The sequence below is a fragment of the Marivita sp. genome, assembly GCF_048006345.1.
Taxonomy (GTDB): domain Bacteria; phylum Pseudomonadota; class Alphaproteobacteria; order Rhodobacterales; family Rhodobacteraceae; genus Marivita.
The window spans coordinates 3,407,098-3,430,815 of sequence record NZ_CP180351.1 but is presented as its reverse complement, the minus strand read 5'-3'; the positions used below and the strand labels follow the sequence as shown (position 1 = coordinate 3,430,815).

Genomic DNA, 23,718 nt, shown 5'->3' with positions numbered 1-23,718 from the left:
GGGGGGAGCTTGTTGCTTCGCCCCGACCTTATGGGTGCAATTCCTGCGCAGGAATTGATTGGTTTGAAGCGAAGAAGCAAAGGCCACCCAAAATTGGGTGGCCTTTCGCATCAGATTGCGACGGCATCCTGCACGCGGGTTTCGGCCAGCCTGGCCAGTCGGGACACAGGACCGTGGATCGGCAGGCCTTTGGACTGCGCAAGTGCGAGATCAGCAGCGGCATGTTCCAGTACATGGTCCTCGGCCGCCATCGCAACGCCGCGCACAAAGGATGTGACATAACTGATTGCCTGCAAGTCCAGCGGACCTGCAAGGATTTCGGCGGCAAAGGCCATATCCTCTCGAAAGGCGACGGCGTCTGGTTGGATGATATCGGTTCTGACCGGGTGCAGCCCGCTTGGTCGCGTATCGTTTGGCAAGTGTTGGAGGATCGCGTGCTGAAACGCCCCAAGATTTGCGATGGGTTTGGCGAGGAACCCATCCGCACCGGCGGCAAGAGCGACATTTTCCGCAAATGGATCGCCGCTACAGGCAAGGATCACACCCACTCGCGGCGTAGATCGAGACAGGTCTTCGATCAGTTCAGCGCCGTTTCCATCTGGCAGGCCGAGATCAATAAAGATCACCGAAGGACGGTAGACCTGCAGGTGGCGGCGGGCGGATTTCAGGCAGTCGGCGCGCCTGAGACGGGCGCCGCTGTGAAGGCACATCAATCTAAGCGCATCACAGGCATACAAGCTGTCCTCGACAGCGAGGATCGTCAAACCAAGCAGCGGTCGGGTCACTGTTGGCCTGCGCAGGTGGTCGAAAGCGTCATCGTCGATCATTTCACCCTCCGTGAGTTGCTTCATTTTGGCGCGGTCGCGGCTAACAGAGCGTTAATGGGCGGCAGGCTCTTGTCTGATTTTCCGGCTCGGGGGATAAGCCGCCAAACGCAAGACGGAGACAGAAGATGATTGGACGTTTGAATCACGTGGCGATTGCGGTGCCGGATCTCGAAGCGGCATCAGACCAATACCGCACCGCGCTGGGCGCGAAGGTTGGCGCTCCGAAGGACGAACCGGATCACGGCGTAACCGTGGTTTTCATCGAATTGCCGAACACGAAGATCGAACTTCTTTACCCGCTGGGCGACAATAGCCCGATCGCCGGGTTTCTTGAAAAGAACCCCTCGGGCGGCATCCATCACGTCTGTTACGAAGTGGATGATATCATCGCCGCCCGCGACCATCTCAAGGAAACCGGCGCACGCGTGCTGGGCGACGGCACCCCAAAGATTGGTGCGCATGGTAAACCCGTGTTGTTCCTGCATCCCAAAGACTTCAACGGATGCCTTGTCGAGCTGGAACAAGTCTGACGCGGCCCCATATTCGCATGTAAAGGAGCCTGCCCATGTCCATCACTTCTGCCATCGTTCTCTATGCCGTGATCTGGTTCATGGTGTTCCTGATCGTGATCCCCATCAGGTTGCAGACACAGGGCGATGTCGGGCAGATCGTGCCGGGCACCCATGCCGGGTCCCCCGAGGTGCACAACCTCAAGAAAAAGGCGTGGATCACCACCTTTGTCAGCATCGGCCTCTGGATCGTGATTGCCGGGATCATCCTGTCCGGATGGATCACCGTGCGCGATCTGGACTTCTTTGGCCGGATGGGGCCTGCGCCTGAATTTGGTGGTACAGGTGGGTAAAGGTCGCCGCTCCGAGGATCGGGATCACGAGGTTCACCAGCGGTAGCGATAGCGGCATGGCCATCAGCGTGCCTGCGATCCAAATCTTGCCCACATGGCGTTTGCGCAACGCTTTCGCACCTGCGCGTCCCTCTCGGCGCATCGCAGCCAGAGTGAAGTATTCCCGCCCCAGCAGAAAGCCGTTCAGTCCCCAGAAGATGAACAAAGCGAAGGGCGGGAACATCACGTAAAGGATCAGCGCGAACACGTTCGCCGCGATCAGAACGCCGAGAAAATTCACCGTGTCACGCAGCGCATCCCCAAAGGGCACCCGGTCGGCTTTCGGCAGATGCGGATAATGCCGGTCCTCGACCGCATCCGCGACATCGTCGAGAAACATCGACGTGATGGCCGAGGCGACCGGGATCATCAGGAAGACCGACAAAACGATCATCGAAATAAAGGCGGTCCAGCTCAGCAGGTCGTCCAGCCAGGTCACTTCGCCGATGAAGGGCAAGGTTGCCTCGGGGCCAAGCCAGGCATTGAGCAACCACATGAGTGCCGCGAAAAACGCAACAAGCAGCGCAAATCCAAGGCCGACGCCCAGAAACAGAACCTTGCGGAACCGGGGATCGCCCAGTTGCCCCAACGTGAGAAGAAAGCTGCGCAGGATCATCTGTCGAGCCATGTCGTGATTGAGTCGAGGTCCGGGCGTGGGCGTTCCGGGGGAATTGCCGAAGCCGTGCCGATATGAATGAACCCTGCAACCCGCTCATTGTCTGCCAAGCCCAGTGTTTTCTGACAAAACGCGCAGTCATGGGATGGCCAACCGCTCAGCCAATTCGCACCCCATCCCGATGCAAGAGCCGCATTCAGCAAAGAAAGACACACAGCACCCGCCGAATAGGTCTGTTCGATCGCCGGGATTTTCTCGGACGGTTTCTGCACTTCGATCACGGCGACGCAAAGAGGGCTGTCCAAGAATTGCTGCCGGGCCTTGGCGATATCTTCCTCAGTGCGCCCGGTCTCTGCGCCACATTGCTCAACGGCATCGGCAAGACGGTTCAGAGCCGGTTTTTCAAGTACGATAAAGCGCCAGGGTTCCAGTTTCCCATGATCCGGCGTCCGCGCAGCTGCTGTGAGGATCGGCATAAGTGCCTCCCGGTCTGGCGCCGGGTCTTGCAGCAGTTTCGCCGGGCGAGAGCGGCGCGTGTGCAGAAATTCCATCACGGCTGTATTCGCTTCGGGCATCGTCTTTCCTTCATCGTCAAGTGAGACCATGCAAGACTGCAGGTCCGGAGGCGTGTCTTCTGGCGTGATAGGACGAAAGCATGTCGAAGAACAGTCTTGCCGATCTTGCCATTCCCGGAACGACGATCACTGTTCGCGTGACGCCCAATGCGCGTGACAACAAGGTGGTGATGGACAACGGCGTGATCAAGATCGGGGTGACCGCAACGCCGGAGGATGGCAAGGCCAATGCGGCGGTTACGGTGCTTTTGTCAAAGGCGCTCGGCGTGCCGAAATCCAAGCTGACATTGGTGCAGGGGCACAAATCGCGGGACAAGATATTTCGGCTGGATTAGCCCGTTTTTTCCTCGCGGGAATAGACGCCTTCCGGCAACGAGAGGGAGGCTGCCAGGTCGCGCATCTGGGACATCGAAAAGGTGATTTTGTTCATTTGGTCCGTGCGCGGATCATATTGTTCCACGGTGATGCATTCTTCGAAACCGATGACGATCACATCCTCCTGCAAGGGCCCTTTGCCCTCATCAACAAGGGTCACAACGGTCGAGTCAAATTCGTGTTCGATGCTAAACATGGGTCAACCCTAGCGTGCCGTCCGGGCAAATGCCAATGACGATCTGCGAAAAACCACTCAGGGGAATTCGGGACTGGCAGGTCATCCCTGATGCCCCTATTTTGAAGGTCTCAGATCCTGGGAGTGTCTTGATGCGCTGGCTCGTTCTCTTTGCTTTTGTCGCTCTTGCAGCGTGCGATGTTCCGGCACCGACGTCGCAGGTGCAGCCGCGCCCGCAGGGTGGATCAACGCAAGTCTCGCAACAGGACGCCCGCACCCGAGCAGGGGTGGCGGCGCGTCAATTCGTGTCCGTCGTTGAAACGGTCGAACCAGTCGCAGAGCGCGAATGCCGGCGTCTTGTGCCGGGGGCGAATTGCGATTTCCAGATCGTCGTCGATGATCGTCCGGGCCAACCGCCCAACGCGTTTCAAACAGTGGATCGCAACGGACGACCGATCCTTGCTTTCAACCTTGCGCTTATCGCATCCGTCGGTAATGCCGATGAACTGGCCTTCGTGATGGGTCACGAGGCGGCACACCATGTTCTGGGCCATCTTGGCCGTACCCAGCAGAACGCAGCAGTTGGGGCAGTTATCCTGTCCGGTCTTGCAGCGCTCGGTGGTGCGGATGCAGCCACTGTCCAGTCGGCGGAACAGATTGGTGCGTCCCTCGGGGCACGGACCTATTCCAAGGATTTTGAACTGGAAGCTGATCAATTGGGTACGGTCATCACAGCCCGCGCGGGCTACGATCCCGTACGCGGTGCCCAGTTCTTCAACCGGATTCCGGACCCCGGAAACCGGTTCCTTGGCACCCATCCACCCAATGCCGCGCGAATGGAGATTGTGCGTCGAACGGCAGCGGGCCTCTGACAACGAGGCTTGACCTGCATCAAGGTTTGCGGTGATCGCCTCGCTTACCCTTGGGACAGAACAATGGGGAGCATTGTGATGTCCTACGATTCAAAACGTGATGCGCATACGCAGTTGGTTCTCGGCATGGCCGACCGACAGGGCCTTGATCTGCAGGAGATGATTCTCCGCGCCGAACTCTCGGAAGACCAATTCGATCAGTCCGTCGACCGGTGTCTGGGCTGCACCCAGCCGGACGCATGCAAATGCCTTCTGGACAGCGCTGGGCCACAGTTGAACTTGCCGGATTACTGCCGGAACGGTGATCTGTTCGATCAACTGGGGGCGAAATGACCCGCGACGCCGGATCGGTGGCATGGCGGCTTCTTGGCGACGCGACCGAGCATTACTGGCTAGTTCAACGCATGGCCAAAGCCTGTGACATTGACCCAGCGGCTGCTGCGGCACGTGGTGATCTAAGCGCCGAATGCTGGGCTGACATGGTGAACACATGCCGGTCTTGCGACTGGGTCGAAGGGTGTCAGCGGTGGCTTGACCGACAAGACAGCGAGGGTGATGCAACCCCTCCTGTCGCGTGCATCAACGCCGAAAGGCTGAGAGTACTTGCAGAAAGGCAGACAGGATGACCGTCCAACATGTCGGTGACGCCGAATTGCACTTCTGGCTGACACGCAGCGTGGGCAAGGTCATGGGCATCAGCTTTTCCGAAGCCATGGCGCAAGGTCGATTAAGCGCGCAGGACTATGCATCCCTGGTGACGGCGTGCCGGGCCTGTGCTCTTGTCGAGAACTGTCAAAGCTGGCTTGGATCGCAAAAATCCCACGCGAAATTACCTCCGCCGGGATGTGCAAATGCCAAAGCCCTAGGGACCTTGGCACGCGGTCACTGATCGGAGGATCGTCTTGATCTTGAATGGGAAGGTCAGGCCCGAAGGTTCTTGGCGCTTTCCTTGATCCCGGAATATTGCCCGGACGGCCGGAACCGCCACAGATAGTCGGGCAACACAGCTTCCAAGGCTGTCGGTTTGATACCAAGATCCGCAAATGTTTTTGCACCGTCGGATACGACGTTGTCGTTCTTCAGGTTCTTGACCTGATCGCTCGTCACCATCGCCGGGATCAGACCGCCGCTGATGGCGCTGGCAAAGTCGAACAAACCGCCCATGATCGACGCAGCGAAGAACGGAATGTTGAGGATCAGACGACGTCGACGGATGACCTTGAGCATCTCCTGCATCAACTCGCGGAATGTGTTCACATCCGGACCACCCAGTTCGTAAATGCCCGGCGCTGCATGACCGGTGACAGCGAGGCACGCTGCTTGGGCCACGTCATCGACATAGACCGGCTGGAACTTGGTATCTGCACCGACAACCGGAAGAATCGGGCCAAGCCGGGTCATGCCAGCAAAGCGATTGAAGAACCCGTCTTCTGGGCCAAACACGATCGACGGGCGCAGGATCACGGCATTGGGCATGTGTTCAAGAACGGCTGCTTCGCCCTCTCCTTTGGTGCGCTGGTAATCGCTTTCGCTCTTGGTATCGGCGCCGATGGCCGAAACATGCACCATCGTTTCGATGCCGGCCTCGGCCGCAAGCCGCGCAACCCGCCCGGCGCCTTCGGCCTGAACTGCGTCAAAGGTATTCTTGCCATTTTTCGCAAGGATGCCCACGCAATTGACAACCGCATCCGCGCCCTGCATCGCGGCCCGCACGCTGGCATCGTCGCGGATGTTGCACAGGATCGGTTCAACCTGACCGACCACGCCATAAGGCTTTACGAAAATCGCTTCGTTCGGACGCCGCACGGCAACGCGAACCCGCCATCCCTGCTTGGCCATCCGCCGCGCGATATAGCGCCCGACAAACCCCGAGCCGCCGTAGATCGTGACGAGTTTGGACATGTGAATGCTCCCAATCATAGCTTGACTGACCTCTACCGTTGTCGCCTCTCGCGGGCAAGGTGCAGGATTGCCGCAAAGCAACGCACAAAAGCCGCGAAAAGCCCGTTGACACCCTTTCGGGACCGGATTAAACGCCAGCGTCACGACACCTGCCCAGGTGGCGGAATGGTAGACGCGCTGGCTTCAGGTGCCAGTGGCCGCAAGGCCGTGGAGGTTCGAGTCCTCTCCTGGGCACCACTCTTCCCTAGAACTGAAAGAATGACAAAAACCGCCTGTTTCTGGTGAAACACGGTCGTCGTGGCCTGTGCTTCGTTCGAGGCGAAATTGACGTGGCGCCTGTGTTTTGCCTCGGGGCTTGCCAATTGGGCCCGCTTGGCGAACAGTGTCGGCACATCAAATCATCATCTATAACAAAAAACAGGGAAGTCTCATGAAGACGACATTTGCTATTTCCATGGCTGCTGCACTTTTGGCCACGACGGCCACGGTCAGTGCCGAAACCTTGCGCTGGGCTCGTTCCGGCGACGCTTTGACGCTTGATCCGCATGCGCAGAACGAAGGTCCGACCCACACCATCCGCCACCAGATGTACGAACCGCTCATCATCCGCGACGTGACGGGCGCGTTTGAGCCCGCTCTCGCAACCGATTGGGCACCCAGCGCCGACGATCCCAATGTGTGGGTTTTCAATCTCCGTCAGGGCGTCAAATTCCATGACGGGTCGGATTTCACTGCCGAGGACGTTGTCTTCAGCTTTGAACGCGCCAAGCAGCCCAACTCGGACATGAAAGAACTCATCGGGTCGATCACCGAAGTGCGTGCTGTGGACGATTACACCATCGAAATGGTCACCGACGGTCCGAACCCGATTCTGCCGTCGAACCTCACCAACCTGTTCATCATGGACAAAGGCTGGACCGAGGCGAACAACACGGTCAATGTTCAGGACTTTGAAGGCGGCGAGATCACCTTTGCCACCACCAATGCCAACGGCACCGGGCCTTACGTGCTGCAAAGCCGGGAACCGGACGTAAAGACCGTCATGGTCAAGAATGACAATTACTGGGGCATTGACCAGTTCCCGATGGAAGTGACGGAAATTGTCTACACGCCGATCCAGAACGCGGCGACCCGTGTTGCGGCGCTCCTGTCGGGCGAGGTTGATTTCCTTCAGGACATGCCGGTGCAGGATCTTGAACGCGTGAACAATGCCGATGGTCTTGTCGTGAAACAGGCTCCGCAGAACCGCGTGATTTTCTTTGGTATGAACATGGGCGCCGATGACATCGAAGCGGATAACATCGACGGCAAGAACCCGTTGGCCGATGTGCGTGTGCGCAAGGCCATGTCGATGGCGATCAACCGCGATGCCATCCAACAGGTCGTCATGCGTGGCCAGAGCCAGCCAGCAGGCATGATCGCACCGCCCTTCGTCAACGGTTGGACCGCCGAGATGGATGCCGAATCGTCGACCGATATCGAAGCCGCCAAAGCGCTTATGGCCGAAGCCGGTTATGGCGACGGTTTTTCGATCCGTCTGGATTGCCCGAACGATCGCTACGTCAACGATGAAGCGATCTGTCAGGCCGCCGTGGGCATGCTGGGTCAGATCGGAATCACCGTGAACCTGGATGCCAAAACCAAGGCGCAGCACTTCCCGCTGATTACAGACGGAAACACCGATTTCTACATGCTGGGCTGGGGTGTTCCGACCTACGATTCCGAATACATCTTCAACTTCCTTGTGCACGGTCGTGAATCCGACATCGGCACATGGAACGGCACCGGCTATGACAATGACGAACTGGATGCGAAGATCAAATCGCTTGCCTCGAACACCGATCTAGACGCGCGGAACGCGGACATCGCCTCGATCTGGCGGGTTATTCAGGATGAACAGCTGTACATCCCGATCCACCACCAGGTTCTGAACTGGGGCATGTCCGAAAAGGTTGGCATCGAGGTCGATCCCGAGGATCAGCCGAAGATCAAGTACTTCACAATGAACTGAGCGTGCTGCTGCACCAATCGGCAGTAAACGTTTGTACCGCGGTCCAAGATGTTGGACCGCGGCCTACTACAGCAGTTTCCGGACAAATTTGATAAGCGACCCTTATCACGCCGGACACTGATACGGATCGGGGCCGGGAAGGTTCCGAGACACGAATTTTCGGGGGCGGCATGCTCGCATATATCATTCAGCGTGTTGGGCAATCGGCACTTGTTCTGCTGATCGTCGGGCTTGTCGCCTTTTCGATGTTCCGCTTTGTGGGCGATCCCATCGACAACATGCTGGGTCAGGAACGCACCGCCGAAGATATCGACCGTCTGCGTGCGCAGCTTGGTCTCGATCAGCCCTTTGTCGTGCAGTACTACAAGTTCCTTGAAGGCGCGGTGCAGGGTAATTTCGGGGTGAGCTATCGGCAGGGACGACCGGTTGCAGAGATCCTGTTGGAACGCGCACCAGCCACGCTGGAACTTGCCATGGTGTCTGGTGTTCTGGCGATCCTGTTCGGTATCGCTTTGGGTGTGTTCACGGCTATTCGACGCGATGGAGTGCTTGCGAATGTGATCATGTCCGCCTCTTTGCTAGGGGTGTCCTTGCCCACCTTCCTGATCGGTATTCTGCTCATCTACCTGTTCTCTGTCGAACTGGGATGGCTCCCCAGTTTCGGGCGGGGTGAGACCGTGGATCTTGGTGGCTGGTCCACCGGGTTTCTGACAGAAAGCGGGCTTAAAGCGCTGATCCTGCCGTCGATCACGCTGGGGCTCTATCAGATGACACTGATCATGCGGCTTGTCCGCTCCGAGATGCTCGAGGTACTGAGGCAGGATTACATCCGCTTTGCGCGCGCGCGGGGTCTGCGTGATCGGGCGGTGAATTTCCGTCATGCGCTCAAGAACACGATGGTGCCTGTCATCACGGTGATTGGACTTCAGCTGGGCGCGATCATCGCCTTTGCGATCATCACCGAAACCGTGTTCCAATGGCCGGGGGTTGGCCTGCTCTTCATCAATGCCATTCAGTTCGTCGATATTCCCGTGATGGCCGCGTATCTGATGCTGATCTCCGTTATGTTCGTCGGGATCAATCTTCTCGTCGACATCCTCTACTTCTTCATTGACCCGCGTTTGCGGGCAGACCGGTCAGGAGGCCACTGATGTCGGATGTCCCAATTCCGGTGAAGCCGAAGTCGCGCCTGCGGATCGCGCTCGACAGCGACCTCTATTACACATTCCGCCGGTCGCCCGTTGCGATGGTCTCTGCGGCGGTTGTTCTGCTGCTTGTGCTGTCGGCTGTCTTTGCCCCGCTCATCGCACCGACCAATCCGTTCAACCCAGCCTCGCTCAACCTGATGAACGGATTTACCGCGCCAATGACGCCCAATGCGTTCACCGGGGAAACGTTCCTCTTGGGGACAGATGACCAGGGGCGCGACGTGTTTTCGACCATCCTTTACGGCATGCGGATTTCGCTGTTCGTCGGCGTGGCAGCCGTATTCTTCGCGATGGTTCTGGGCATCACACTTGGTCTGATCTCGGGGTATGTCGGCGGCTGGACCGAAACCATCATCATGCGGACCGCGGATGTGCAGTTGACCTTCCCGTCGATCCTTGTCGCCATGCTGATCTTCGGGATCGCCAAGGGTGTGACACCGGTCGAATATCGCGACCAGATGGCAATCTGGGTTCTGATCCTTGCCATTGGCCTGTCAGATTGGGTGCAGTTCGCGCGTGTGGTGCGCGGGGCAACGCTGGTGGAAAAGAACAAGGAATACGTGCAGGCGGCCCGGCTGATCGGTCGGACACCGGGCGCAATTATGCTGCGGCACATCCTGCCAAATGTGCTGTCACCGGTTCTTGTGATCGCGACGATCTCGCTTGCCTTGGCCATCATCGCCGAAGCGACGCTCAGCTTCCTTGGTGTGGGGGCTCCACCAACGCAGCCATCCCTCGGAACCCTGATCCGCATCGGGCAGGGCTTCCTTTTCTCGGGCGAGTGGTGGATTCTTCTGTTCCCGGCGGTCACTCTTCTTGCACTGGCCCTGTCGGTCAACCTGCTGGGTGACTGGCTGCGCGACGCCCTGAACCCGAGGCTACGCTGATGGCTGATCCAGTTCTGTCGATCCGCGACCTGTCGGTCGAAATTCCCACGCGGCACGGCATCGTGCGCCCGGTGGATGGCGTCAGCTACGACATCGCAGCCGGAGAGATCCTTGGCGTCGTCGGCGAAAGTGGCGCGGGCAAGTCGATGGCGGGCAATGCTGTGATCGGCCTTCTCAATCCCCCAGCGCATATCTCCAAGGGGGAGATTTGGCTGAATGGAAAACGCATCGACCACCTCACTGGTGATGCGATGCGACGGCTGCGGGGCAAGGAAATCGGCATGGTCTTTCAAGACCCGCTGACCTCGCTCAATCCGCTTTTGCGGATCGGGGATCAGCTCACCGAAACCATGCTGACCCACCTGCCAATCAGCCGTTCCGAAGCCGAGAAACGTGCAGTTGCTGCTTTGGAAGAAGTCGGCATCCCCGGCGCGGCAGAGCGCGTGAACAGTTATCCGCACGAATTCAGCGGCGGGATGCGGCAACGCGTGGTCATCGCCTTGGCGCTCTGTGCCGAGCCCTCTCTGATCATCGCGGATGAACCGACCACCGCGCTCGACGTGTCGGTGCAGGCGCAGATCATCGCGCTGTTGCGTCGCCTGTGCCGGGATCGCGGAACGGCGGTGATGCTAATCACACACGACATGGGGGTGATTGCCGAAGCCACCGATCGTGTCGCGGTGATGTATGCCGGGCGCCTCGCCGAACTGGGTCCGGTCCGCAACGTGCTGACCCACCCACAGCATCCCTACACGCATGGGCTGATGGCCTCGACCCCCCTTGCTTCGCAGGGCAAAAGCCGTTTGCACCAGATCCCCGGTGCCATGCCGCGCCTCGATGCTGTACCGGACGGATGTGCGTTCAACCCCCGCTGCCCCCACGCAACGGACAAATGCCGGCAGTCCCCTGTGCCGCGTGTGAGCAATGGTCAAGCGGCTTGCTGGTATCCCCTTGTCGAAGAAAAGGTCATCTGATGGCGCTTGTTCGGGTCAAAAACCTCAGTCGCGTGTTTGACGTGTCGAAGCCCTGGCTGAACAGGGTAATCGAACGTCGTCCCAAAGCGTTCCTGACGGCTGTGTCCGAGGTGGATTTCGATGTGGAACCGCGCAGCACCTACGCGCTTGTGGGGGAAAGCGGGTCGGGCAAATCGACCATAGGCAAGATGCTGGTGGGTCTGCTGAAACCGACCTCAGGCGTGGTCGAGATCGAAGGTATTGATCTGGCCAGCGAAACCGACGCCGCCAAGATCGACGCGATCCGGTCTGACATCCAGATGATCTTTCAGGACCCCTACGCGTCGCTCAATCCGCGCTGGCGTGTGAATGATATCATCGTGGAACCAGTTGCCTCGCGGGGTGGCAATACCGAAGGGCTGGCGGAACGGCTGCTTGAACAGGTGGGCCTGTCGGTTCAGGACGCAGGGAAATTCCCACACGAATTCTCCGGTGGCCAACGTCAACGGATCTGCATCGCCCGCGCGCTGGCCTCAGAGCCGAACCTGATCGTCTGTGACGAGCCGACCTCGGCTTTGGATGTGTCGGTACAGGCGCAGGTTCTGAACCTGATGAGCGATCTGAAGGACGATTTCGGTCTGACCTATGTGCTCATCAGCCATGACCTGACCGTGGTGCGCCACATGGCGGATCGGATTGGCGTGCTGTATCTCGGGCGTTTGGTGGAAGAGGCCGAACCGGAAGACCTCTTCAACAGCCCAAAACATCCCTATACGCAAATGCTGCTGGCAGCGGCACCGCAGATGGATGGCTTCGGCCGCGAGGTTCAGCCGCCCGAGGGGGAAATTCCCGATCCGATCAATCCGCCACCCGGCTGCGCGTTTCACCCGCGCTGTCCCATTGCACAGGACATCTGTCGGAAAAAACGCCCGGACATGAGGCAGTTGAACGGGATACGTGTGGCCTGCCACATGGCTGAATGAGAAACGGGGCCCAAAGGCCCCGTTATTCATATCACGCCGCCGATTTTTGTCGTTCTGGCAACAGGTCCTCAATGGAAGTGCGCCCCCAACTGGCCAAATCGTATCGGCGCACGGCCTCCTGCATGGATGTCATGCGGTCACGGCGTTCGGCCTCTGACATGTCGAGTGCCTGCATGATCGCCACATCCATCGACCGGTTGGAGAACGGGTTGGTCGCAACGGCAGCGCCCAGTTCAACGGCCGCACCAGCAAATTCGGACAGCACCAACACGCCGTCGCCATCGACGCGCGAGGCAATGAATTCTTTTGCGACAAGGTTCATGCCATCTGCCAAAGGCGTGATCCAAGCGGCATATGCAGCGCGGTAGTATGCCACGAGGTCATTAAAGGGGATCGCGCGCGACACCAACGTGATCGGTTGCCAGTCAAGAGACCCGAAGCGCCCATTGATCCGGCCTGCGGCTTCTTCGATGGCGGATTGAATCTCGCCATAAGCGGCCATCCCGCGGTTCGCACTGACGGACACATGCATCAACTGCACAGTTCCTCGCAATTCGGGGCGCTCGTCCAAAATGCGTTCGAAGGACTGAAGCTGTTCGATCCCGCCCTTGGTGTAGTCAGTACGACCGACCGACAGGATCAGCTTGCGATCCCCAAGGTCCTCCAGCAGGTCTTTAGCCCGTGTTTGTGTCGCTTGTTCGCTTGCTCGGCTTTGTATGTAGTCCACATCCACGCCGACCGGAGCGACATTCAGATGCACATCCCGGTCGGGTCCGCGCAGGACAGTCGGAACATGACGCTCTGTCAGTGCCGTGCCTTCGGCAATCAGGTCGTCAGACACCTTTTCGCGCTCGGTGATTTCGACATCCATCAGGCTTTGGACTACGGCAGCGAAATTGGTGGCATAGCGTGGGATGTGGAACCCGACACTGTCGCATTGCATCAGGCTTTCTACGATTTCTTTGCGCCAAGGCAAGACATTGAACATATCCGGTGCTGGGAACGGAGTGTGGTGGAAGAAGGCGATTTTGACGTCTGGCCGCATCTGGCGCAGATAGCCCGGCACAAGCCACAGATTGTAGTCATGCACCCATACCAAAGCGCCATGCGCCGCTTCCGCTGCCGCCGCTTCGGCAAACCGCCAATTCACTTCGCGGAAATTGGGCCAATCAACCGGGTCGTAATTGTAGCGGTCCTTGAAGCTGTGCAGGATCGGCCAGAACGCCTCTTTTGAGGTGACGTGGTAAAACTCGTGCACCTGTTTCTGCGTTAGCGGAAGACGTGACACCGAGTAGCTACCAAAGCTGTCGTCAACTTCGATCTGCCTGTCCCAGCCGGGATCATTGGCATCCTCGGCGAGTTTCCAAGCGACCCAAGCCCCGTGATCGACCTTGCCGAAAAAGCTTTTCAGCGTTGGAACGATCCCGTTCGGGCTCTTGTTTTCACGCAGAACGGTTTTGCCGTTCTCTTCGACTTCTTCGTAGGGTTGGCGGTGGTAGACGATCACAAGATCGGAGGACATCAAAAGCTCCCTGAAGTTGGATGAAGATCAAAGGCCGCAATGGCCTCAAGAATGCCCGCAGCGCCTTCGCCGCGCGCGCGATGGATTTTTGGAGAGGTCGGAAGTTGGTCGTAAAGTGCCTGTTCAGAGCCCCCGACCGCGACCGCGTGCAGATCAGCCGTCAGCATCGAAATATCGTTGAGCGTGTCGCCCGCCGTAAGTACGCGCTCTGCTGAGATACCGAGAACATTGATCAATCGACGAAGGGTCGGGCCCTTTGACACGCCTTTGGGAAGAACGTCGACAAACCGGTTGTCCGATATAAGGACATCGACATCCAGCTCGCGAACCGGCGCAAGGTCTGTCGCATCAAACCCGTTCGGCGAGATGTCATAGCTCAGACGATGCCGGAACGGCGTATCCTGCAGCGTTAGACCATCCACCTTGGCCATCAGCGATTGGACCTGATCCGCTTTGCCAACCCAGGCGTGGGCTATCGGCGCTTCAAGCGTGGGCACAGGCAGCACGATGCCGGGGGATAAAACCTGCGCGATCGTCGTGCCCACATCTGCGATCACGTAATCTGGCAAGGGGATGCCGTAGGTGTCGGTATGATCGTGAATAAACTCGGGATGTCGGCCTGTGACGAAGATCAGACCGATCGTGTCACGGTTCTCTTCGATGAAATTGTACAGCGTCTCGCGTGCCTCTGCCGATCCTCCAAGGAATGTCCCGTCCAGATCGGTCGCAAGAACGAAGTCTTTGTCACCAATGGCTTTGTAAATCGCGGAATGAAAAGTCATAGGGGCCTCTTGTCGATTTCAGGGGCAGTGGACAGCGAGGTCGGATGCGCAAAGGTAAGCGACATCGCACGTGGTTCGGATTCGATGGGTTCAGACCAGAACTGCGCAAAGGTTTCCGCGATCGGCTGACCGTTGTTCAGGATGCCGCGGACCGTTTCGCAAATCGGCATAGGGACGGACAATTTGCGCGCGAGGTCGGTGACGGATGTCGCGTTGGCCTCGCCTTCGACGATGATCGGTCTGCCGTCGAAACACGCTGCGCGGTCCAAGCCTTGGCCCAATTGAACGCCAAGCGACATGTTCCGCGACGTTGTGCTGGAACAGGTCAGGGTCAGATCACCGATACCGGACAAGCCCGTGACGGTTTCGCGGCGTCCGCCCAAAGCCTCGGCCAGCGCTTTCATCTCGTCCAGACCGCGGGTGATCAGGGCCGCACGGGTGTTTTCCGCAAACCCGGCACCCCGCATCATTCCGCAGGCGATGGCGATCACGTTCTTGACCGCGCCGCCGATTTCCACCCCGACGAGATCGTCGGACAGGTAAGTGCGAAAGGCCGGTGTCGCCAGTGTGACGGCCATTCGGGCCGCCGCGCTGTTTTCAGGGTCGAGTCGATCCGCCTGATCGAACGAAAACGCCAATGTCGCGGCAGAGGGATGCCCGGCGGCCAACTCGGTGGCAAAGGTAGGACCTGATAATGCTCCAACACTGTGGCCTGGCAGTTCATCCTCCACGATTTGGGACATCAGAAGCCCGGTCTCTGCCTCGATCCCCTTGGCGCAGACCACAATCGGAATTCCTGCGGGAATGACGGGCCGCATTGCACGTGCCGTGGACCTGATCGCGTGGGATGGGACGACCAACAACACCGCGTCCGCATCTCGCAGAGCGGTCATCAGATCGTCCGACGCGGTTATCGAAGGAGCGAGGTCAATCTCTCCAAGATAGCGGGGATTCCGCGCAGTCCGGTTGATGGTCTCGGCAATTTCCGCCCGTCGGCTCCACAGCGAAACCTGCGTTCCGTCCTGTGCAGCCACATGCGCAAGCGCGGTGCCGTATGCGCCTGCTCCAATGACGGCGAGGCGACGATAGGGATAGGCCGACCGCAGGAGGGGGTCGCCCGACATCCGGTCAATTTTCATTCGAATGCACCGTTCAAAAAGGAATTCATACAACGACAACACCAACAAACGCCGATGGGTTCCTTGCAAACGCAGAAAATGCTGCATCTGCGAAACGATTTCGGCCGCAGCGCGTTCATCTGAATATTGCAACCATTCAAGGACTCTGCCGATGACCCGTCATGTGCGTACTGCGATCTTTCCCGTTGCAGGTCTTGGAACACGCTTCCTGCCCGCGACCAAAGCGACTCCAAAAGAATTGCTGCCGGTGCTGGATACGCCGCTGATTCAATACGCAGTCGATGAAGCGCGCGAAGCGGGGATCGAACGTATGATCTTCGTCAGCCATCCGTCAAAAAAAGCCATCGAGCGTCACGTGATGGAAGACGCCCGTCTTACCCGAGAGCTAAAAGCACGCGGAAAAGCGGACATTGCAGAAGCGCTTTCGGATGCCGCGCTTTGTCCGGTGGAGGACGATGCGCGATTTGTCATGCAGCCCGAACCCAAAGGTCTTGGGCACGCCGTACTTTGCGCCAAGGATCATGTCCTTGATGGCCCGGTTGCAGTGATCCTGCCGGACGATCTGATCCTTGGGCAGATCGGATGCCTCAGCGAAATGGCGGCGGCCTATGCTTCGGGCGAAATTGGCCACTTGGTTGCCACCATGGAAGTTCCGGAAGATCGCGTTCACAAATACGGCGTTCTCTCGGTCACTGGTAAGGACGGGGCGATCATCAAGGCCGATGGAATGGTCGAGAAGCCCAAAGCACAAGACGCGCCGTCCCGGCAAGCGGTGGTCGGACGCTACATTCTCGACGCGTCCATTTTTGACGCGCTGGAAACGCAGAAACCCGGTGCCGGTGGCGAAATACAACTGACCGATGCGATTGCGCGTGGCGCAGCGGATTTGGGGCTGGGTGGCTTCCAGTTCTCGGGGACTCGGTATGATTGCGGCTCCAAGGCCGGTATGCTCGAGGCGACCTTGGAACTGGCGGCACAGGATCCGGAATGTCTGGAAGTGCTCAGGGCGCGTGGCCTTCTACAAACACGCCCCGTCGCAGCCTGAACCACGCCACCGGGGGTTCCCCTTTCTGCACAGCCGTGATGTTATCCGCGCAATTCGCACTGCGGCGGGCATCACGGTGGAGAGAGAACCTTGAAGAAAAGACGTTTGCTGCAGTCTGGCAAGATGGTTTCCGAAATCGGACTTGGTTGCATGAGCTTTGGTGGCTTCTACGGTGCGACTGACCAAACCGAGTCGCACGCGACGCTGGCCGCCGCGCTCGACCTTGGAATTGACCTTCTGGATACCGCCAATGTCTACGGGCTCGGCATCTCGGAAACGGTGATTGGGAAGTTCCTCAAGGGCGACACGTCGAAGTTCACCATCGCGACCAAGGCCGGCATCTGGCGCGACAAAGAACACGGCAATCGCGGCTTCAACAACAAGCCGGATTACTTGCGGTCCGAGCTTGAAGGGTCTCTCAGGCGGATGGGTATTGATCACGTCGATCTGTTTTACGTACATCGCCGCGACCGCGAACTGCAGATCGAAGATGTCATGGAAACTCTCTTGGCGCTGAAGGCCGAGGGAAAGATCGGCGGTATCGGGTTCTCCGAAATCTCACCCGCGTCGCTGCGCCGGGCCTCTGCTGTTGGCCCCGTTGATGTCGTCCAAAGCGAGTACTCTCTGTGGTCACGTCAGCCTGATCTTGGCATGCTGCAGACCTGTCGCGACCTTGGAGTTGCGCTGGTGGCCTATTCCCCTTTGGCGCGCGGGATGGTGTCCAGCGTAACGCCAAACCCGGCGACATTCCTCGACAAGGATTTTCGCAAGAACAATCCCCGTTTCCTCGAACGGAATTTCGGCTTTAACCTCCCATACGCCAAGGCGTTTCAGGCTTATGCACAAGATCACGGAACAACGGCGACAGCGCTTGCGTTGGCGTGGTGCCTTGCCCGCGGGGAAAACATCATCCCGATCCCGGGCACACGCACGCCAGATCATCTGGCTGAATGTGCGGCCGCGTCTGCATTAACCGTCACACCCGACATGATGGCCGAAATCGAGCACATCCTTCCCGTTGGTTGGGCGCATGGCGACCGGTATTCGCAAGCGCAATGGAACGGTCCCGAAGGCTATTGCTGATCTGTTTTCGGGGCAAAGAAAAAGGCCGGGTCATGCCCGGCCTTTTTTGTTGATAAGCGATCCAATCAGTCCGCGCCGCGCACTGGGATCGTCGCATCTGGGCGTGGATGCAGGACTTTCTGCACAAAGTAGGTGCCCGCCGCGATGCCGAGCCCGATCAGGTCCGTGATCAACCCGCCTTCGATCATGAAGAGTGCTGCAAAGATCAAAGTGAGCCGAAGGAACCAGACCGACCGTCCGCCAAGGAACCAGCCCTGCACACCAGCGCTCAGAAGGAAGACCCCGATCGTCGCGGTCACGCCGGCGCGGATCACTTCGAACCATGTTCCATCCATCAGGATCGCGCTGTTGTAGAAGAACATGTAGGGCACGATGAACGCCGCAATGCCGATCTTGAACGACGCCACGGATGTCTCCATCGGGTTGGCACCCGAAATCCCCGCTGCCGCATAGCTTGCCAATGCGACCGGAGGCGTGATCGCTGACAGAACCGCGAAGTAGAAGACGAAGAAGTGTGCCGTCAGCGTCGGGATACCAAGCTGCACGAGGCCGGGCGCAACGACTGACGCGGCAACCGCATAGGCGGCGGTGGTCGGCATGCCCATCCCAAGCAGGATCGCGATGCACATCGCAAAGAACAGCGCCAGAAGCTGGCTAACACCCGCAAGGTCGAGAAGCACCGCCGAGAAACGCGCACCGACCCCGGTCAGAGAGATCACGCCGACGATGATACCCGCACAGGCACAGACCGCGATGATCTGGATCGACATGATCCCGGCCAGCTCGAAGGCTTTGAGGATCGACCGCAGGCCCATCCGATGCGGCGTGAACCACGACACGACCGCTGCTGCGACGGTCGCCAAGGTGCCCGCGCGGATCACGGAATACCCCATGAACAGGGCAACGATCAGGATGATAATCGGGATGAATAGATAGACCTGACGCACAAGCTTGTTGAACTTGGGAAGTTCGTCTTCCCGCATCCCGCGCATGCCAAGCTTGGCGGCCTCGAAATCGACCATGAAGTAGACCGACACGAAATAGAGGATCGCGGGGAGGATGGCGGCAATCGCGATGTCGGTATAGGGAATACCCGTGATCTCGGCCATGATGAACGCGCCAGCGCCCATGATGGGTGGCATGATCTGCCCGCCGGTGGAGGCCGCCGCCTCGACCGCGCCTGCTGTTTTCTTGTGATAGCCCACCCGTTTCATCAGCGGGATGGTCAGCGATCCGGTCGCCACCACATTGCCCGCCGAGGTGCCGTTGATCATGCCCATGAGGCCGGAGGCGAAGATCGCCACCTTTGCCGGACCACCGCGGGCACGCCCTGCCGTCGCGAAGGCGAAGTTGACGAAGTAGTCGCCCACTTTCGACGCCTGAAGGAAGGCTGCGAAGATGATGAAGAGGATGATGTAGGTCGAAGACACCGCTGTGGTTGGCCCAAGGATGCCTGCATCCGAGTAGACATGGCCGAAGAACCGCTGCCAGCTATAGGCGCTTTGCACCGCGAGGATGCCCGGCAAGAGATGCGCCACGAACGTGTACAGCAGGAACACACCGGTGATGATCACTAGGGCAAGCCCTGCCACACGACGTGTCAGTTCGAGGATCATCGCGGACCCGGCAGTTGCCGCAAAGGCCACCCCGATGGGCACAAAGGGCGTGCCGACCGAGTTGCGCGCCGCAGTGCCGTAGATCGCAATGAGATAGATCGCGATGACAATCCCGCAAAGAGCCAGAACGACGTCGGAGGCGGCGAAAAGCTCTCGCCCCCGTCTTTCGAACCAGCCAGTGACGATGGCTCCAAACGTGGCGATCAGAAGTGGCGTTCCGAACCACCAGACCTCACTGGCGTAAATTTCGGTTCCCGGAAACGCCGCCCATGTGGTCAGTCCACCCATCTGCGGCAGCGTGCCCGAGTTGATAAGCGTATGATAGCTCGACGCGGTGAAGCCGGCGATCAGCGCAGGAATGACGAGGGCCAAAGCAAGGATCGAAATCAGCTTTGTTTCCTTATGGGGCTCGTCATCGTCCGAGAAGGTGTGCGCCGAGAACAGCAGGAACCCCAAGGCCAGAGCACCAGAAATGTGCACGATCCGGAAGTTCCAGGTTTCCAGAGGGAATTGCGGCAGAAACGGTATTTCGATCCCGGTCCAATCGGAGATGGACACCCCGTTCAGAGCGATCATGTGAAACGCGGCGTATATGGTCGATAGGGCGGCCATCAGGAAATAGGCGCGCCCTGAGAACAAGCGCCGGTTACTCTCGATCGGTTCCTCGTCAACGCCTTCGGCGAGGATGGGTTCGTCCAGCGGCTCGTCGGCATGCAGGTTGTTGGAATCGGTCATCGTGTCCTCCCCGGGTGATGGCCTTTGTAACCTGAACGCTATCTTGAACCGGCCATCTTTGAAACAAAACCGCGCCCGCATGAGGGGCGCGGTTCCGATTGTTCGACGTTTGCAGACAATGGAAACTCATTGTCTGCAAATCATGCACAGTTATCCGCCGTGGATCATATCCGCTGCGATGTTTGCACCCGCGTTCTCGGTGAACCAACGCGCCGCACCGGGATGCCACTTCATGACAGTGTTACGGTCCCAGAACTCCGGCAGCGTCGATGTCGCTGCGCGGTGGGTGTTCACCATGCGCTCGTTGTCGGACATGACCGCATTGACGACTTCGTAAACGAAGGTCTCGGGCAGATCACAGTTTGCGATGGCGAAGTTCCACATGGAAACGGACCGCGCCGGCGCTTCGAGCGTGGTGTAGGCATCGGCCGAAATATCGAAGTTCGCCACTGGGAAGGCTGCCGTGATCTTGGCCTGCTCTTCTTCGGTGAACTCAATGATGTTGATTTCGGTCTGAACCTCAAGCTGCGACACCGCAGGAACCGGAACACCCGCTGCGAACGCGATCACGTCCAGCAGACCATCCTGAAGCTGACCGCCAAGGTCGGACCAGCCGCCGTTGCGGCGCTCAAAGTTCACGCCAAGCGCTTCCATCATCTGCGGGAAGTAGGTGTCGGATGTGGACCCTGCCGGGCCAAAGCCGATACGCGCACCTGCCGGGATATCAGAGATGGACGCGATCCCCGACGATGCGAGAGCGGTGACCGAGAACGGTGTCTGGTACATCGGGAACATCGCGCAGGCGTTGTTCATCTGCAAACCCGGTGCAATCGGGTTCGAACCGGCGATCGATTCCGCCGCAGGGCCCATGGTTGTCATGCCAAAGGGCAGATCGCCGGTGTGGACCAGCGCCATGTTCTGCATCGGGCCGCCGGTGACTTCGGCGCCGCCGGAGACACCCAGAACCTCGGACACGATCCCGGCCCAGCCAGAGCCATAGCCGAAATACGTGCCACCCTGCGAGCCGGTGCCGACGGTAAAGCTCTCTGGCCAGCCGGTTCGATCCTGAGCGACGGACATGGTTGCCGAAAAGGCAGCGACCACAACGGCCCCTGTCAAAGCAGTAAATTTCATTGTTTTCCTCCACTGTGTGCGTTCCTCGGGCGCAGGTTTGCTTTTTGCTGCCCTAGCGGATTGATCCGCGACGCATGAAGTAACGCTACAGGCAAGGAAATCACGAGTTCAAGGCAAAAGACTGTAACTTCAGCCTCATTGGTTATTCAATTATTTTGAATAATTCCAATCCTGACATGCGTCATGCCGTTGCTGCGAGTGCGGAAAGGCGGTCTTCGAGCACTGCCAGAAACGCATCCCGCGCTGGATGCCGTGCGTCCCGAACCCAAACCGCTGATACCGCAAGGCGGTTGCGGGCGCTGTCCGGCAGGTCAAGCGACACAAAGGATACGCCACCCACAGCTAGCCGTGACGCCCAACGTGGCACGATCGCCAAACCTACGCCTGTGCTGACAAGGCTGACAATCGTCTGCTTCTCCTCGGCGATCTGTGCAACACGTGCAGTGAGCCCTGCCTCGAGAAACAGTTTCATCGTCAGGTCGTGGCTGTGAGGGCGGGAATTTCGTTCCGGCACGATCAGCGGGGCGTCTGCCATGTCTTCGACCGAAACCTTAGTTCGCTTGGCAAGCGGATGGCTTTCAGGAACTGCGACGACCGCAGTTTCATAAAACAGATGCTGGTAGACAAGCCGTGCGTCGCGCACCTCTGGAGGCCTGACAATTGCGATGTCCAGACGCCCAGACAGCAATCTTGGCAAAAGCCGGATGGTTTTCTGCTCAAGCAGTTCGACGTCAATCTCGGCATGTCTTTCACGAAAATGGGGCAGAAGCTGCGGAATAAGACCTGCGGCTGCGCTGTCGATGGCACCGATCCGAAGGATCGACGCCTGATCCTGTCGGCTATCCCGGAACGTCGCCTCAAGCCGGTCCGCCTGTTCGATCAGGTCGCGCGCCGCTTCGACAAAATTGCGTCCCGGCTCCGTCAGAGAGACACTGCGCGTTGTCCTGACAAGCAGACGCGCACCCAGGCTTTCTTCCAGAAGCTTGATATGCCGTCCCAACGAGGCAGGCAGCATATTCAGGCTTTGCGCCGCTTTTCCAAAATGCAGCGTGTCCGCGACGGCGACAAGGCACCTGAGTTGACGGAGTTCCATAGCGAGACCATTATTTCATTTTTTTATATGATCTCTGATGCGTTGTGTTGGCTTCGTCAAGTTGCGATTGTCGCGCGGAACGGTCGGAGCGCGCATGTCCCGCGCCAGGAATACCCTCAGGAGACCATGATGCGGACCTATAAAATTGCTGCCATTCCCGCGGATGGCATCGGGCCAGAAGTGATCGACGCTGGAACGGAAGTGCTGTCCGTTCTCGCTCAACGCGCAGGAGACGTGCGCTTTGACGTGACGACTTTCGATTGGGGCTCCGACTATTACAAGAAGACTGGCGTCATGATGCCTGAAGACGGTCTTGAACAGCTCAAACCCTTCGACGCGATCTATTTTGGCGCCGTCGGTGCGCCCGATGTGCCGGACCATATCACGCTCTGGGGTCTGCGGCTGCCGATCTGTCAGGGCTTCGACCAGTATGCCAACGTACGCCCGACCAAGATCATTCCCGGTGTAACCTCGCCCCTGCGCGGCGTGGGTGTCGGCGATCTGGATTGGGTGATCGTCCGCGAGAATTCCGAGGGAGAATACTCCGGACATGGCGGCCGTGCGCACCGCGGCATGCCCGAAGAGGTTGGAACAGAGGTGTCTATCTTCACCCGTGTGGGTGTGACCCGCATCATGCGCTATGCCTTCCAACTGGCCCAATCGCGTCCGCGCAAGTTTCTCACCGTTGTCACCAAGTCCAACGCGCAGCGCTTCGGTATGGTCATGTGGGACGAGATCGCAGCAGAGGTCGCGCAGGAATTCCCGGATGTCACGTGGGACAAGATGCTGGTCGATGCGATGACGGTGCGCATGGTCAAGAACCCACAATCACTCGATACCATTGTGGCCACCAACCTGCATGCGGACATCCTCTCTGATCTGGCAGGTGCGCTTGCAGGCTCTTTGGGCGTCGCGCCTACCGCGAATATCGACCCTGAACGCCGGTTCCCGTCGATGTTCGAACCGATCCACGGCTCGGCCTTCGACATCACCGGCAAGGGCATCGCGAACCCCGTGGCGACGTTCTGGACAGCCAGCCAAATGCTCGACCATCTGGGCGAGTCTGAGGCGTCTGCCCGTCTGATGCGCGCCGTGGAAAAGGTGTGCGCCGAAGGCATCCTCACGCCCGATGTTGGCGGAACGGCCACCACGAAAGAAGTGACTGAGGCGGTGTGCGAAGCGATCCGCGGAGAGAACATCTGATTTCTGATCGTCCAAGGCGATGGCCTTGAAGAGGCCCTTGCCCCGATTGTAGTCTTTGATGAAGCGGTGTCTTCGGCGCCG

Annotated in this window: 26 protein-coding genes and 1 tRNA gene; 16 read left to right on the top strand and 11 right to left on the bottom strand. The window is 58.8% G+C overall.

Annotation, left to right across the window (positions count from 1 at the left end):
- Positions 1–110 precede the first annotated feature (110 nt).
- A complete protein-coding gene (locus tag ACMVPR_RS16755; RefSeq protein ID WP_416883810.1) occupies positions 111–827 on the bottom strand; it encodes a response regulator in 717 nt (238 codons plus the stop codon).
- A 125-nt stretch (positions 828–952) separates the two neighbouring features.
- Here ACMVPR_RS16755 and mce point away from each other — a divergent pair, with 125 nt between their 5' ends.
- Positions 953–1,357, top strand: a complete 405-nt coding sequence (mce, locus tag ACMVPR_RS16750) for a methylmalonyl-CoA epimerase (protein ID WP_416883809.1) — start codon at positions 953–955, stop codon at positions 1,355–1,357.
- A gap of 35 nt (positions 1,358–1,392) precedes the next feature.
- Positions 1,393–1,689, top strand: a complete 297-nt coding sequence (locus ACMVPR_RS16745) for a DUF1467 family protein (protein WP_300585238.1) — start codon at positions 1,393–1,395, stop codon at positions 1,687–1,689.
- Here ACMVPR_RS16745 and ACMVPR_RS16740 read toward each other — a convergent pair.
- Complete coding sequence (locus tag ACMVPR_RS16740; protein WP_416884675.1) at positions 1,619–2,344, bottom strand: EI24 domain-containing protein; 726 nt, start codon at positions 2,342–2,344, stop codon at positions 1,619–1,621. The two genes, ACMVPR_RS16745 and ACMVPR_RS16740, sit on opposite strands and share 71 nt — an antisense overlap.
- Entirely contained in the window at positions 2,341–2,919 is a 579-nt protein-coding gene (locus ACMVPR_RS16735; protein ID WP_416883808.1) for a nitroreductase, read from the bottom strand. Before ACMVPR_RS16735 ends, ACMVPR_RS16740 begins: the two co-directional genes overlap by 4 nt.
- An 80-nt stretch (positions 2,920–2,999) precedes the next feature.
- On the opposite strand from ACMVPR_RS16735, the gene ACMVPR_RS16730 reads away from it, so the two are divergent.
- A complete protein-coding gene (locus tag ACMVPR_RS16730; RefSeq protein WP_416883807.1) occupies positions 3,000–3,254 on the top strand; it encodes a DUF167 domain-containing protein in 255 nt (84 codons plus the stop codon).
- On the opposite strand, the gene ACMVPR_RS16725 is transcribed toward ACMVPR_RS16730, so the two are convergent.
- Positions 3,251–3,490 carry a hypothetical protein gene (locus ACMVPR_RS16725; protein ID WP_300585235.1) on the bottom strand — a complete coding sequence of 80 codons (240 nt, stop codon included), beginning with the start codon at positions 3,488–3,490 and terminating at the stop codon, positions 3,251–3,253. The two genes, ACMVPR_RS16730 and ACMVPR_RS16725, sit on opposite strands and share 4 nt — an antisense overlap.
- Before the next feature lie 131 nt (positions 3,491–3,621).
- On the opposite strand from ACMVPR_RS16725, the gene ACMVPR_RS16720 reads away from it, so the two are divergent.
- The 4 genes from ACMVPR_RS16720 to ACMVPR_RS16705 all read left to right on the top strand — a co-directional run bounded on the left by ACMVPR_RS16720 (position 3,622) and on the right by ACMVPR_RS16705 (position 5,230).
- Positions 3,622–4,341 carry a M48 family metallopeptidase gene (locus ACMVPR_RS16720; RefSeq protein ID WP_416883806.1) on the top strand — a complete coding sequence of 240 codons (720 nt, stop codon included), beginning with the start codon at positions 3,622–3,624 and terminating at the stop codon, positions 4,339–4,341.
- Between the two features lie 78 nt (positions 4,342–4,419).
- A complete protein-coding gene (locus ACMVPR_RS16715; RefSeq protein WP_416883805.1) occupies positions 4,420–4,674 on the top strand; it encodes a DUF6455 family protein in 255 nt (84 codons plus the stop codon).
- Positions 4,671–4,967, top strand: coding sequence for a DUF6455 family protein (locus ACMVPR_RS16710; protein WP_416883804.1), 297 nt, complete (start codon positions 4,671–4,673; stop codon positions 4,965–4,967). The genes ACMVPR_RS16715 and ACMVPR_RS16710 overlap by 4 nt, the downstream gene beginning before the upstream one ends.
- Positions 4,964–5,230 carry a DUF6455 family protein gene (locus tag ACMVPR_RS16705; RefSeq protein ID WP_416883803.1) on the top strand — a complete coding sequence of 89 codons (267 nt, stop codon included), beginning with the start codon at positions 4,964–4,966 and terminating at the stop codon, positions 5,228–5,230. The genes ACMVPR_RS16710 and ACMVPR_RS16705 overlap by 4 nt, the downstream gene beginning before the upstream one ends.
- A gap of 32 nt (positions 5,231–5,262) precedes the next feature.
- On the opposite strand, the gene ACMVPR_RS16700 is transcribed toward ACMVPR_RS16705, so the two are convergent.
- Entirely contained in the window at positions 5,263–6,243 is a 981-nt protein-coding gene (locus tag ACMVPR_RS16700; RefSeq protein ID WP_416883802.1) for a complex I NDUFA9 subunit family protein, read from the bottom strand.
- A 151-nt stretch (positions 6,244–6,394) separates the two neighbouring features.
- Between ACMVPR_RS16700 and ACMVPR_RS16695 the strand changes: the two genes are divergently transcribed.
- The 6 genes from ACMVPR_RS16695 (at position 6,395) to ACMVPR_RS16670 (ending at position 12,285) form a co-directional block, all read left to right on the top strand.
- Positions 6,395–6,480: transfer RNA gene (locus tag ACMVPR_RS16695), tRNA-Leu, on the top strand.
- Positions 6,481–6,673: 193 nt separating this feature from the next.
- Positions 6,674–8,254, top strand: a complete 1,581-nt coding sequence (locus tag ACMVPR_RS16690) for an ABC transporter substrate-binding protein (RefSeq protein ID WP_416883801.1) — start codon at positions 6,674–6,676, stop codon at positions 8,252–8,254.
- A gap of 170 nt (positions 8,255–8,424) precedes the next feature.
- The gene (locus tag ACMVPR_RS16685) at positions 8,425–9,405 is read left to right on the top strand and encodes an ABC transporter permease (protein WP_300585211.1); all 981 of its coding nucleotides are present in this window, start codon (positions 8,425–8,427) and stop codon (positions 9,403–9,405) included.
- Positions 9,405–10,349 carry an ABC transporter permease gene (locus ACMVPR_RS16680; RefSeq protein WP_300585210.1) on the top strand — a complete coding sequence of 315 codons (945 nt, stop codon included), beginning with the start codon at positions 9,405–9,407 and terminating at the stop codon, positions 10,347–10,349. Before ACMVPR_RS16685 ends, ACMVPR_RS16680 begins: the two co-directional genes overlap by 1 nt.
- A complete protein-coding gene (locus tag ACMVPR_RS16675) occupies positions 10,349–11,323 on the top strand; it encodes an ABC transporter ATP-binding protein (RefSeq protein ID WP_416883800.1) in 975 nt (324 codons plus the stop codon). Before ACMVPR_RS16680 ends, ACMVPR_RS16675 begins: the two co-directional genes overlap by 1 nt.
- Entirely contained in the window at positions 11,323–12,285 is a 963-nt protein-coding gene (locus ACMVPR_RS16670; RefSeq protein WP_416883799.1) for an ABC transporter ATP-binding protein, read from the top strand. The genes ACMVPR_RS16675 and ACMVPR_RS16670 overlap by 1 nt, the downstream gene beginning before the upstream one ends.
- Positions 12,286–12,316: 31 nt before the next feature.
- Here the strand turns inward: ACMVPR_RS16670 and ggpS are convergent, their stop codons facing one another.
- Genes ggpS through ACMVPR_RS16655 form a run of 3 tightly spaced genes read right to left on the bottom strand, consistent with a single transcriptional unit; the run spans position 12,317 to position 15,728 of the window.
- On the bottom strand, positions 12,317–13,807 hold the full coding sequence (gene ggpS, locus ACMVPR_RS16665) for a glucosylglycerol-phosphate synthase (RefSeq protein ID WP_416883798.1): 1,491 nt from the start codon (positions 13,805–13,807) through the stop codon (positions 12,317–12,319).
- Entirely contained in the window at positions 13,807–14,589 is a 783-nt protein-coding gene (locus ACMVPR_RS16660) for an HAD family hydrolase (RefSeq protein ID WP_416883797.1), read from the bottom strand. The genes ggpS and ACMVPR_RS16660 overlap by 1 nt, the downstream gene beginning before the upstream one ends.
- Positions 14,586–15,728: an NAD(P)H-dependent glycerol-3-phosphate dehydrogenase gene (locus ACMVPR_RS16655; protein ID WP_416883796.1), complete on the bottom strand. Its 1,143-nt coding sequence runs from the start codon at positions 15,726–15,728 to the stop codon at positions 14,586–14,588. Before ACMVPR_RS16655 ends, ACMVPR_RS16660 begins: the two co-directional genes overlap by 4 nt.
- A 151-nt stretch (positions 15,729–15,879) precedes the next feature.
- Between ACMVPR_RS16655 and ACMVPR_RS16650 the strand changes: the two genes are divergently transcribed.
- Both ACMVPR_RS16650 and ACMVPR_RS16645 read left to right on the top strand, forming a co-directional pair.
- Positions 15,880–16,773, top strand: coding sequence for a UTP--glucose-1-phosphate uridylyltransferase (locus tag ACMVPR_RS16650; RefSeq protein WP_416883795.1), 894 nt, complete (start codon positions 15,880–15,882; stop codon positions 16,771–16,773).
- A gap of 90 nt (positions 16,774–16,863) precedes the next feature.
- Positions 16,864–17,856 (top strand): aldo/keto reductase, encoded by a 993-nt coding sequence (locus tag ACMVPR_RS16645; RefSeq protein WP_416883794.1) that lies wholly within the window; start codon positions 16,864–16,866, stop codon positions 17,854–17,856.
- Positions 17,857–17,921: 65 nt separating this feature from the next.
- Here ACMVPR_RS16645 and ACMVPR_RS16640 read toward each other — a convergent pair whose 3' ends face one another.
- The 3 genes from ACMVPR_RS16640 to ACMVPR_RS16630 all read right to left on the bottom strand — a co-directional run bounded on the left by ACMVPR_RS16640 (position 17,922) and on the right by ACMVPR_RS16630 (position 22,434).
- Positions 17,922–20,207 (bottom strand): TRAP transporter permease, encoded by a 2,286-nt coding sequence (locus tag ACMVPR_RS16640; RefSeq protein ID WP_416883793.1) that lies wholly within the window; start codon positions 20,205–20,207, stop codon positions 17,922–17,924.
- Between the two features lie 150 nt (positions 20,208–20,357).
- Positions 20,358–21,341: a TAXI family TRAP transporter solute-binding subunit gene (locus ACMVPR_RS16635; RefSeq protein WP_416883792.1), complete on the bottom strand. Its 984-nt coding sequence runs from the start codon at positions 21,339–21,341 to the stop codon at positions 20,358–20,360.
- 181 nt (positions 21,342–21,522) lie between these two features.
- On the bottom strand, positions 21,523–22,434 hold the full coding sequence (locus ACMVPR_RS16630) for a LysR family transcriptional regulator (RefSeq protein ID WP_300585200.1): 912 nt from the start codon (positions 22,432–22,434) through the stop codon (positions 21,523–21,525).
- Between the two features lie 126 nt (positions 22,435–22,560).
- On the opposite strand from ACMVPR_RS16630, the gene ACMVPR_RS16625 reads away from it, so the two are divergent.
- Complete coding sequence (locus tag ACMVPR_RS16625; RefSeq protein WP_416883791.1) at positions 22,561–23,637, top strand: tartrate dehydrogenase; 1,077 nt, start codon at positions 22,561–22,563, stop codon at positions 23,635–23,637.
- Positions 23,638–23,718: the final 81 nt, after the last annotated feature.

What these genes read in the sequence shown, in the direction of transcription:
- ACMVPR_RS16755 (WP_416883810.1), bottom strand. Translation starts at nt 827, where the DNA reads ATGATCGACGATGACGCTTTCGACCACCTGCGCAGGCCAACAGTGACC.
- mce (WP_416883809.1), top strand. Translation starts at nt 953, where the DNA reads ATGATTGGACGTTTGAATCACGTGGCGATTGCGGTGCCGGATCTCGAA.
- ACMVPR_RS16745 (WP_300585238.1), top strand. Translation starts at nt 1,393, where the DNA reads ATGTCCATCACTTCTGCCATCGTTCTCTATGCCGTGATCTGGTTCATG.
- ACMVPR_RS16740 (WP_416884675.1), bottom strand. Translation starts at nt 2,344, where the DNA reads ATGATCCTGCGCAGCTTTCTTCTCACGTTGGGGCAACTGGGCGATCCC.
- ACMVPR_RS16735 (WP_416883808.1), bottom strand. Translation starts at nt 2,919, where the DNA reads ATGCCCGAAGCGAATACAGCCGTGATGGAATTTCTGCACACGCGCCGC.
- ACMVPR_RS16730 (WP_416883807.1), top strand. Translation starts at nt 3,000, where the DNA reads ATGTCGAAGAACAGTCTTGCCGATCTTGCCATTCCCGGAACGACGATC.
- ACMVPR_RS16725 (WP_300585235.1), bottom strand. Translation starts at nt 3,490, where the DNA reads ATGTTTAGCATCGAACACGAATTTGACTCGACCGTTGTGACCCTTGTT.
- ACMVPR_RS16720 (WP_416883806.1), top strand. Translation starts at nt 3,622, where the DNA reads ATGCGCTGGCTCGTTCTCTTTGCTTTTGTCGCTCTTGCAGCGTGCGAT.
- ACMVPR_RS16715 (WP_416883805.1), top strand. Translation starts at nt 4,420, where the DNA reads ATGTCCTACGATTCAAAACGTGATGCGCATACGCAGTTGGTTCTCGGC.
- ACMVPR_RS16710 (WP_416883804.1), top strand. Translation starts at nt 4,671, where the DNA reads ATGACCCGCGACGCCGGATCGGTGGCATGGCGGCTTCTTGGCGACGCG.
- ACMVPR_RS16705 (WP_416883803.1), top strand. Translation starts at nt 4,964, where the DNA reads ATGACCGTCCAACATGTCGGTGACGCCGAATTGCACTTCTGGCTGACA.
- ACMVPR_RS16700 (WP_416883802.1), bottom strand. Translation starts at nt 6,243, where the DNA reads ATGTCCAAACTCGTCACGATCTACGGCGGCTCGGGGTTTGTCGGGCGC.
- ACMVPR_RS16690 (WP_416883801.1), top strand. Translation starts at nt 6,674, where the DNA reads ATGAAGACGACATTTGCTATTTCCATGGCTGCTGCACTTTTGGCCACG.
- ACMVPR_RS16685 (WP_300585211.1), top strand. Translation starts at nt 8,425, where the DNA reads ATGCTCGCATATATCATTCAGCGTGTTGGGCAATCGGCACTTGTTCTG.
- ACMVPR_RS16680 (WP_300585210.1), top strand. Translation starts at nt 9,405, where the DNA reads ATGTCGGATGTCCCAATTCCGGTGAAGCCGAAGTCGCGCCTGCGGATC.
- ACMVPR_RS16675 (WP_416883800.1), top strand. Translation starts at nt 10,349, where the DNA reads ATGGCTGATCCAGTTCTGTCGATCCGCGACCTGTCGGTCGAAATTCCC.
- ACMVPR_RS16670 (WP_416883799.1), top strand. Translation starts at nt 11,323, where the DNA reads ATGGCGCTTGTTCGGGTCAAAAACCTCAGTCGCGTGTTTGACGTGTCG.
- ggpS (WP_416883798.1), bottom strand. Translation starts at nt 13,807, where the DNA reads ATGTCCTCCGATCTTGTGATCGTCTACCACCGCCAACCCTACGAAGAA.
- ACMVPR_RS16660 (WP_416883797.1), bottom strand. Translation starts at nt 14,589, where the DNA reads ATGACTTTTCATTCCGCGATTTACAAAGCCATTGGTGACAAAGACTTC.
- ACMVPR_RS16655 (WP_416883796.1), bottom strand. Translation starts at nt 15,728, where the DNA reads ATGAAAATTGACCGGATGTCGGGCGACCCCCTCCTGCGGTCGGCCTAT.
- ACMVPR_RS16650 (WP_416883795.1), top strand. Translation starts at nt 15,880, where the DNA reads ATGACCCGTCATGTGCGTACTGCGATCTTTCCCGTTGCAGGTCTTGGA.
- ACMVPR_RS16640 (WP_416883793.1), bottom strand. Translation starts at nt 20,207, where the DNA reads ATGACCGATTCCAACAACCTGCATGCCGACGAGCCGCTGGACGAACCC.
- ACMVPR_RS16635 (WP_416883792.1), bottom strand. Translation starts at nt 21,341, where the DNA reads ATGAAATTTACTGCTTTGACAGGGGCCGTTGTGGTCGCTGCCTTTTCG.
- ACMVPR_RS16630 (WP_300585200.1), bottom strand. Translation starts at nt 22,434, where the DNA reads ATGGAACTCCGTCAACTCAGGTGCCTTGTCGCCGTCGCGGACACGCTG.
- ACMVPR_RS16625 (WP_416883791.1), top strand. Translation starts at nt 22,561, where the DNA reads ATGATGCGGACCTATAAAATTGCTGCCATTCCCGCGGATGGCATCGGG.